The sequence below is a fragment of the Streptomyces sp. NPDC127098 genome (genome assembly GCF_042722465.1).
GTDB classification, from domain to species: domain Bacteria; phylum Actinomycetota; class Actinomycetes; order Streptomycetales; family Streptomycetaceae; genus Streptomyces; species Streptomyces millisiae.
On the sequence record NZ_JBHXFJ010000129.1, the window covers coordinates 1 to 7,318 of the forward strand.

Annotated in this window: 4 protein-coding genes; 2 read left to right on the top strand and 2 right to left on the bottom strand. The window is 74.1% G+C overall.

Annotated features, from left to right (window positions below; all coding sequences use genetic code 11):
- The first annotated feature begins 417 nt into the window (after positions 1-417).
- Positions 418-3,453: a bifunctional [glutamine synthetase] adenylyltransferase/[glutamine synthetase]-adenylyl-L-tyrosine phosphorylase gene (locus ACFWI8_RS35920; RefSeq protein ID WP_387100369.1), complete on the top strand. Its 3,036-nt coding sequence runs from the start codon at positions 418-420 to the stop codon at positions 3,451-3,453.
- On the opposite strand, the gene ACFWI8_RS35925 is transcribed toward ACFWI8_RS35920, so the two are convergent.
- Both ACFWI8_RS35925 and ACFWI8_RS35930 read right to left on the bottom strand, forming a co-directional pair.
- A complete protein-coding gene (locus tag ACFWI8_RS35925) occupies positions 3,441-4,331 on the bottom strand; it encodes a phosphatase PAP2 family protein (protein ID WP_387100371.1) in 891 nt (296 codons plus the stop codon). The two genes, ACFWI8_RS35920 and ACFWI8_RS35925, sit on opposite strands and share 13 nt — an antisense overlap.
- 304 nt (positions 4,332-4,635) lie before the next feature.
- A complete protein-coding gene (locus tag ACFWI8_RS35930; protein WP_387100374.1) occupies positions 4,636-5,664 on the bottom strand; it encodes a LacI family DNA-binding transcriptional regulator in 1,029 nt (342 codons plus the stop codon).
- A 273-nt stretch (positions 5,665-5,937) separates the two neighbouring features.
- Here ACFWI8_RS35930 and ACFWI8_RS35935 point away from each other — a divergent pair, with 273 nt between their 5' ends.
- Positions 5,938-7,194: an extracellular solute-binding protein gene (locus ACFWI8_RS35935; protein ID WP_387100377.1), complete on the top strand. Its 1,257-nt coding sequence runs from the start codon at positions 5,938-5,940 to the stop codon at positions 7,192-7,194.
- Positions 7,195-7,318: the final 124 nt, after the last annotated feature.

Sequence of the window (7,318 nt, forward strand, 5' to 3'; positions counted from 1 at the left end):
GTGTCGGGCCATGCACCGCGCGCAGCGCGGTCAGGCCCCAGCGCGAAGCGCGGAAGGGCGGGTGGGTGGGGACAAACGCCGCGCGGAGCGCGCGGGTGGCCCGGCGGCGTAGCCGCCACGGGCCCGGCCGGGCCGTTCACCGCGCGCAGCGCGCAAAAGGGTGGGCGGGTGGGGGAAACCCCTGGCGCGAAGCGCCCCGGCACCGTCGGCGGGGCCGCCGTGGGCCGGCTGTCACCGCGCGCAGCGCGGTCAGGCCCGCCCACCCCGCGCGCAGCGCGGAAACGGGCGGGTGGGTGGGGGAAAACCGGCGCGAAGCGCCCGGGTGCCCGGCGGCGAAGCCGCCGAGGCGGTGGCACAACCTCGCGCACCGCGCGAGCAGGTGGGGGAAGAACGCCGCCGCGTGGGAAGCGTACGCTCATGGCTGCAGCGAGTCAGACACCGCAGAGGGGACGAACCGTGCCGGTCGAGGGGCGACGCGACAGCCGTTTCGGGCAACTGCTGCGCCGGGGCTTCACCGACCCCCGTACCGCCGAGCAACTGCTCGACAGCCCCCCGCTGCGCCCCGTCGCCACCGACGGCCCGCTGTTGGACGCGCTCGGCGCCACCGCCGACCCCGATCTCGCGCTCCGCTCGCTGGCCCGCCTCGTCGAGTCGCTGCCCGCCGGCGAGCGCGCGCCGCTGCTCGACACGCTGCTCGCCGCCAAGCCGCTGCGCGACCGGCTGCTCGGCGTGCTCGGCGCCTCCGAGGGGCTCGGCGACCGGCTGGCCAGGCACCCGGACGAGTGGCAGGCGCTGGTCGCCTTCGAGACCGCCGACCTGCACCCCGGCATCGCCGAGTTCGAGACCGCGCTGGCTCCCGCGACCGACCCCGACACGCTGCGGGTCCGCTACTACCGGGCGCTGCTCACCATCGCCGCCCGCGACATCACCGGCACCACCGGTTTCGCCGAGACCGCCGCCGAGCTGGCCGACCTGGCCACCGCCACGCTGCGCGCCGCGCTGGCCATGGCGAAGCGCGAGGCGCCGGCCGACGCCGCCGCCTGCCGGCTGGCCGTCATCGGCATGGGCAAGTGCGGCGGCCGTGAGCTCAACTACGTGTCGGACGTCGACGTGATCTTCGTCGCCGAGCCCACCGAGGGCACCGAGGAGGGCCCGGCGCTGCAGGCCGCGACCCGGCTCGCCGCCCGCATGATGCGGATCTGCTCCGACACCACGGCCGAGGGCACGATCTGGCAGGTCGACGCCAATCTCCGGCCCGAGGGCCGCAACGGCCCGCTCGTCCGCACCCTCGAAAGCCACCTCGCCTACTACCGTAGGTGGGCCAAGACCTGGGAGTTCCAGGCGCTGCTCAAGGCCCGGCCGGTCGCCGGCGATCCCGACCTCGGCACCGAGTACCAGGCCGCCGTCGCGCCCCTGGTGTGGCGGGCCGCCGAGCGCGAGAACTTCGTCCCCGACGTGCAGCGGATGCGGCGCCGGGTCGAGGAGTCGATCCCGGCCGCGCACGCGGAGCGGGAGCTGAAGCTGGGCCCTGGGGGGCTGCGCGACGTCGAGTTCGCCGTCCAACTGCTCCAGCTCGTGCACGGCCGCACCGACGCCGAGCTGCGGCACGCCACCACGCTCGACGCCCTGGCCGCCCTGGCCGACGGCGGCTACGTCGGCCGGCAGGACGCCGCGTCGCTTGACGCCTCGTACCGCTTCCTGCGCACCGTCGAGCACCGGCTCCAACTGCACCGGCTGCGCCGCACCCACCTGATGCCGGACGAGGAGGTGGAGCTGCGGCGGCTCGGCCGTTCCCTCGGGTTCCTTGGCGAGCCGGTCGAGGAGCTGACGGCGGCGTGGCGCCGGCACACCGCCGCCGTCCGCCGGCTGCACGAGAAGCTGTTCTACCGTCCGCTGCTCGACGCCGTCGCCCGGCTCGGCGGTGAGGGGCAGGTGCGGCTGGGGCAGGCGGCGGCGCGGGAGCGGCTCGAAGCCCTGGGGTACGGGGATCCGGCCGCCGCGCTGCGTCATCTCACGGCGCTGGCCTCGGGCGTGAGCCGCAAGGCCGCGATCCAGCGGACGCTGCTGCCGGTGCTGCTCGACCGTTTCGCCGACTCGGCCGACCCCGACGCGGGGCTCCTCAACTTCCGCAAGGTGTCCGACGCGCTGGGCACCAGCCCCTGGTACCTGCGGCTGCTGCGGGACGAGGGCGCGGCGGCCGAGAACCTGGCCCGGGTGCTGTCCGCCGGCCGCTTCGCGCCCGACCTGCTGCTGCGGGCCCCGGAGGCCGTCGCGCTGCTCGGCGACCCGGCGGGCCTTCGCCCCCGCGAACGGTCGGCGCTCACCCAGGAGACGCTGGCCGCGGTCCGCCGGGCCGACTCGCCCGAGCAGGCCGTCGCCGCGGCGCGCGGCATCCGCCGCCGCGAGCTATTCCGCACCGCGGCCGCCGACATCATCGACGCCTTCCCGCCCGAGGGCGGCCCGGCGGTCGAGGACCCGGGCGCGGTGCTCGACCGGGTCGGCGACGCCGTCACCGACATCAACGCCGTCGCCATCGCCGCCGCGCTGCGCGCGGCCACCTCGGCCGTCACGGCGGACGGCGCCGAGCCGCCGACCAGGATCGCCGTCATCGGCATGGGCCGGTTCGGCGGCCACGAGCTCGCCTACGGCTCGGACGCCGACGTGATCCTGGTCCACGAGCCGCGCGAGGGCGCCGACGAACAGCAGGCAGCCAAGGCCGCGTTCGCCATCGCCAACGAGATGATCCGGCTGCTGCAACTGCCGACCATCGACCCGCCGCTGCTGATCGACGCCACGCTCCGCCCGGAGGGCCGCAACGGCCCGCTGGTCCGCTCCCTCGCCAGCTACGCCGCCTACTACCGCCGCTGGTCGCTGGTCTGGGAGAGCCAGGCGCTGCTGCGCGCCGAGCCGGTGGCCGGCGACGCCGACCTGGGCGCCCGCTTCGTCGAGCTCGTCGACCCGCTGCGCTATCCGGCCGAGGGGCTCGGCGACGAGCCGGTGCGCGAGATCCGCCGACTCAAGGCCCGGATGGAGTCGGAGCGGCTGCCGCGCGGCGCCGACCCCACCACCCACACCAAGCTCGGTCGTGGCGGCCTGTCCGATGTCGAGTGGACGGTTCAGCTGCTGCAACTGCGGCACGGCGCCGCGGTGCCGGCGCTGCGCACCACGAGGACCAGGGCCGCGCTGGCGGCCGCCGGGGCCGCCGGCCTGCTGGCCGAGGAGGACGCGGCGGTGCTCGACGAGGCGTGGGTGCTGGCGTCCCGGGTGCGGAACGCGGTGCTGCTGGTGCGGGGTCGGCCGCTCGACTCGTTCCCCGGTGACGCGCGCGAGACGGCGGCGGTGGCCCGCTACCTGGGCTACGAGCCCGGCGAGGCGGGCCGGATGCTGGACGACTACCGGCGCACCACGCGGCGCGCCAGGGGCGTGGTCGAGCGGCTGTTCTACGAGGGGTGAGCCGCCGGCTCGTCGGGGGCCGCGGGCTCCGCGGGCACGCGGCGCGGCAGCCGGTAGCACCAACGGCCGTACCAGAGGCAGGAGACCAGGTAGCCGAAGGCCAGGCACAGCATGCCGCCGACCGCGTCGAGCCAGAAGTGGTTGGCGGTGGCCACGATCACCAGCAGCGTGAAGGCCGGGTACAGCATGCCGAGGATCCGCAGCCACAGCGGCCTGGCGAGCACGGCGATGGTGAGGCCGCACCACAGCGACCAGCCGATGTGCATCGAGGGCATCGCCGCGTACTGGTTGGACACCTCGGCCATGGCGGTGCCCTCGGTGGACAGCGAGCCCCAGGTCTGGTGGACGGCCGCCGTGTCGACGAAGTCCATGCCCTCCATCAGCCGGGGCGGCGCCAGCGGGAAGAAGTAGTAGCCGACCAGCGCCACGCCCGTGGTGGCGAACAACACCAGACGGGTGGCGCCGTAACGCCCGGGATGGCTGCGGAAGAGCCAGGCGAGCACGGCCAGGGTCACCACGAAGTGGAGCGTGGCGTAGTAGTAGTTCAGGGCGACGATCAGCCAGGTCACGCCCGCCAGGGCGTGGTTGACCGCGAGCTCGAAGTCGAGGCCGAGATGACCCTGGAGGTCCCAGATCCAGCGGGCGTGCCGCTGCGCCGCGTCCACCTGCGCGGGGGCGGCGTTGCGGATGACGGAGTAGATCCCGTAGCTGACGGCGATCAGGAGCAGCTCGAACCAGAGCTTGGGGCGGTGCGGGACGCGCAGCCGGGTCAGGTGCCTCGGGCGTGCGGCCGGATCCACTGCCGACCGGTCGGTCACGGGCTTGGCCGCTTCCACTTGCTCTTGCTCTTCTTTCACCGTGACGCCGCTTGCCCCCATGGGCACACAGTCTGCCAGAGCACCACCGACCCACCGATCATCCCATGGTGTGGTCTTCGCCCCGCCGGCTCGTGCCACGGGTGTAGCCACCCCCTAAGGAGCCGCCGCGGTCGAGCCCCGGACCACCAGCTCGGGAAGGCTGCGTTCTTCCGGGGGGCGACCCCCGGGCCCCCGCACGCGCTCCACGACCGTCATCCCGCACTCGCCGTCGGCGCGGCCGCGGTCGAGCCCCGGACCACCAGCTCGGGAAGGCTGCGTTCTTCCGGGGGGCGACCCCCGGGCCCCCGCACGCGCTCCACGACCGTCATCCCGCACTCGCCGTCGGCGCGGCCGCGGTCGAGCCCCGGACCACCAGCTCGGGAAGGAAGACGAACTCGCTCGGTGGGGCGGGGGTGCCGCCGATCTCCTCGAGGAGGGCGCGGACGGCGGCCTGGCCCATGGCCGGGACCGGTTGGCGGATCGTCGTCAGCGGCGGGTCGGTGAAGGCGATCAGCGGCGAGTCGTCGAAGCCGATGACCGAGCAGCCCTCGGGGACCGAGAGTCCTCGCTGCCGCGCCGCGCGGATCGCGCCGAGCGCCATCATGTCGCTGGCGCAGATCACCGCCGTGCAGCCACGGTCGAGCAGCGCGCCGGCCGCCGCCTGGCCGCCCTCCAGGGTGAACAGCGAGTGCTCCACGAGCCGTCCTGCCTCCTCGGCCGACACGTCCAACTCCCCACGCATCGCCTGGAGATAGCCCTCGATCTTCCGCCGCACCGGCACGAAGCGGGCCGGGCCGAGCGCGAGGCCGATCCGCCGGTGGCCGAGCGACGCCAGGTGCGTGACGGCCAGCCGCATCGCCGCCCGGTCGTCGGGTGAGACGAAGGGCGCCCGGACCTTCGGCGAGAAGCCGTTGATGAGCACGAACGGCACCCCGTGCCCGCGCAGCCGCTCGTAGCGCGCCATGTCGGCGCTGGTGTCGGCGTGCAGCCCCGAGATGAAGATGATGCCGGAGACCCCGCGCTCCACGAGCATCTCCGTGAGCTCGTCCTCCGTCGATCCGCCGGGCGTCTGGGTCGCGAGGACCGGCGTGTACCCCTGCCGGGTGAGCGCCTGGCAGATGACCTGCGCGAACGCCGGGAAGATGGGGTTCTCGAGCTCCGGGGTGATGAGCCCGACCAGGCCCGCGCTCCGCTTCTGCAGCCGCGCCGGCCGCTCGTACCCCAGGAGGTCGAGTGCGGTCAGCACGGATTCGCGGGTGGCCGAGGCGACGCCGGGCTTGCCGTTGAGGACCCGGCTGACCGTCGCTTCGCTGACCCCCGCCTGGGCTGCGATGTCGGCAAGCCGTGCGGTCACAGCTCCGGACTGTACCCGCAGCGGCGAGCGGTGCCCACCGCGAGCCCCCGGACCGCGCCGCGCCGCGCGCCGTCCGGTTGACGCGCCATCGGCCCGCGCCCGAGTGAGCCGGCGCCAGGCGGACGCGCCAGAACTCTTGCAGAAAGTTGCCGCAAGCTCTTTCCAAAGCATTGCCTCACTGTTACGTTCCTGCCAGCCCGGCGCCGCAGTGGCGCGACGCAGTGGGGCGGTCCGCCTCGCCCCGAACAGGGCGTAACGCTTGAAGGAGTTCACATGCGGCGCAGCATAGGGACGACAGCCGTGGTAGCGGCACTGGCTCTTGCCGCAACGGCTTGCGGCAGCGACGACGGCGACTCCGGTGGGGACGACGGCGCGGGCGGCGAGTTGACCGGCACCGTCACCTTCTGGGACACCTCCAACGAGACCGAGGCCGAGGTCTTCCAGGCGGTCGCCGAGGACTTCGAGACGCAGAACCCGGGCGTCACCGTCGAGTACGTCAACATCGGCTTCGACGACGCGCAGAACCGGTTCAAGAACGCGGCCGGCGCCAACGAGGCGCCCGACGTGATGCGCACCGAGGTCGCCTGGGTGGCCGACTTCGCCAGCCTCGGCTACCTGTACCCGCTCGACGACACCGCCGCCGTCGAGGACCAGGACGACTTCCTCGACGAGGCGTGGGCCAGCACCCAGTACGAGGGCCAGACCTACGCCGTCCCCCAGGTGACCGACACCCTCGCGCTCTTCTACAACCGGAGCCTGCTGGAGGAGGCCGGCGTCGAGGTGCCCGAGTCGCTCGACGACGTCGAGGCCTCGCTGCCGGCCTTCGAGGAACAGGGCGTCACCCCGCTCTACGTGCGCGGCGACGACGCCTACTGGTTCCTGCCGTTCCTCTACGGCGAGGGCGGCGACCTGGTGGACGACGAGGCGCAGCGCGTCACCATCGACGACGAGGCCGGCACCGCCGCCTTCGCCCGGATGAACGAGCTGATCGAGTCCGGCGCCGGCATCACCGACACCAGCGACGGCTGGGAGAACATGATGTCCGGCTTCGCCGCGGGCGAGATCGCCATGATGATCAACGGCCCGTGGGCCATCGCCGACGCCACCGCGGCCCTCGGCGAGGACCTCGGCGTCGCCCCCGTCCCCGCCGGCGGCCAGGCGCAGGGCGCCCCGCTCGGCGGCTGGAACTACGGCGTGTACGCCGGCACCCCGGACGCCGAGGCCTCCTTCGAGTTCGTCCGCTACATGAGCTCGGCCGCCGTCCAGCAGCGGATCACCGAGGAGCTGAGCCTGCTCCCCACCCGCGAGTCGGTCTACGCCGAACAGTCCGTCGTGGACAACGAGATGGTGCAGTTCTTCAAGCCCGCCGTGGACGTGGCGCACGAGCGCCCCTGGATCCCGCAGGCCCAGTCGCTCTTCGAGCCGCTGCAGATCTCCATCGAGGCCATGCTCACCGGCTCCGCGTCGCCCGAGGAGGCGGCCGCCGACACCGGCGACGCCTATCGCGACCTGCTCGAAGACTGGCAGTGAGACGTGCGCGGGGAGGGCCGACACCATGGCTGCTGACACCGTGAAAGCGCCGGGCGCCGCCCCGGCCCCCGAGGCCGCGGGCGCCGGGCGCGCCCGCGGCCCCCGCCGCGGCCGGGGCGCGGAC